This is a genomic window from Salinivibrio costicola subsp. alcaliphilus (assembly GCF_001996185.1).
Taxonomy (GTDB): domain Bacteria; phylum Pseudomonadota; class Gammaproteobacteria; order Enterobacterales; family Vibrionaceae; genus Salinivibrio; species Salinivibrio costicola.
Genome location: NZ_MUFR01000101.1, coordinates 1 through 1,088 on the forward strand (window position 1 = coordinate 1; position 1,088 = coordinate 1,088).

At 44.7% G+C, this 1,088-nt stretch carries 2 protein-coding genes; one reads left to right on the plus strand and one right to left on the minus strand.

The features are described 5' to 3' along the window. Positions 1-99: 99 nt before the first annotated feature. Positions 100-579 carry a GNAT family N-acetyltransferase gene (locus BZJ21_RS15305; RefSeq protein WP_077670258.1) on the minus strand — a complete coding sequence of 160 codons (480 nt, stop codon included), beginning with the start codon at positions 577-579 and terminating at the stop codon, positions 100-102. On the opposite strand from BZJ21_RS15305, the gene BZJ21_RS15310 reads away from it, so the two are divergent. Then, a complete protein-coding gene (locus BZJ21_RS15310) occupies positions 574-1,026 on the plus strand; it encodes a hypothetical protein (RefSeq protein WP_077670259.1) in 453 nt (150 codons plus the stop codon). The genes BZJ21_RS15305 and BZJ21_RS15310 overlap by 6 nt on opposite strands. Positions 1,027-1,088 lie beyond the last annotated feature (62 nt).

A 1,088-nucleotide genomic window follows, 5' to 3' on the forward strand; every position in this document is an offset into this window, starting at 1 on the left:
AGCTGGGGATCACGGTCAAGACATATGTGACACTAAAAGCTGCAAATGATCGCTGGATCACACTATTTTAATTCATTAATTGGCTGCGGAATGACGGATCTACGCCGGCAACCAACACTGATAAAAATCGGTCTTCGCGTGTTTGGGGTTGGCGCGAACAAATTCCCAGCCGTGCTGGCGATAAAAGGCTAACGCACGATGGTTATCACGGCTTACAGATAGCAACGCTCGGCGGCACCCCGCATTTGTTAAGGTGGTTTCGATATAGCGCTGAAGCAAAGGAGCAAACCCTCGACCACGAAAGGCAGGTGCAAGGTAGATGAGATGCACATAACCAGTCTCAGGCTCTGGCGACGTACTGCGAAATTCAAGCTGCCCAGCCCATTCTCCATCGACAAAAATATGCCGATAAAACCACTCGGGCTGATTCATGCGTTCACTCACCCGTTCAAAATAGCCAGTTAGAAAGTCTTCAAACCCCTCATCGGAGCCAAAGCTACACACAAAAGCGTCCCGACGTGCAGCCACGCAATAAGCAAAATCGGTTTCAAGATTGATGGGACGGAAAGTCAGGTGCATGGGGGTATCCCAAAAATTGATATTTACGTGATGATGCTCCAATATCATAAGGCTTTCTGCGACTATTGTAAGTATTTACTTTTAAATACCGAGATAATGACTCACAGGGAAGATGTATGCCAGTATCAAGCTTTAAAGGTGATTTTTGCAATAATAGATAGCTTTGAGCCTAGCGCTCAGACCTTTGATGGAATCAAGGAAATGAACAGGATAATCGATACTGCCAATGTACTTGAAGCAGTCTTATCTGGTGTTCCACTATTTCAACTATTTGCATCAAGAAGTGCGAATGGTTCAGTTATTATTGAGGGTTCAGCATCAGTAGTATCCACAGGCATTAATATCAGTATATATGACTGGAAAGGTTTCGCTGATGCATTTAAAAGTGTAGGAATTATTCGGCGCCGTAGACCCGTCATTCCGCAGCCAATTAATGAATTAAAATAGTGTGATCCAGCGATCATTTGCAGCTTTTAGTGTCACATATGTCTTGACCGTGATCCCCAGCT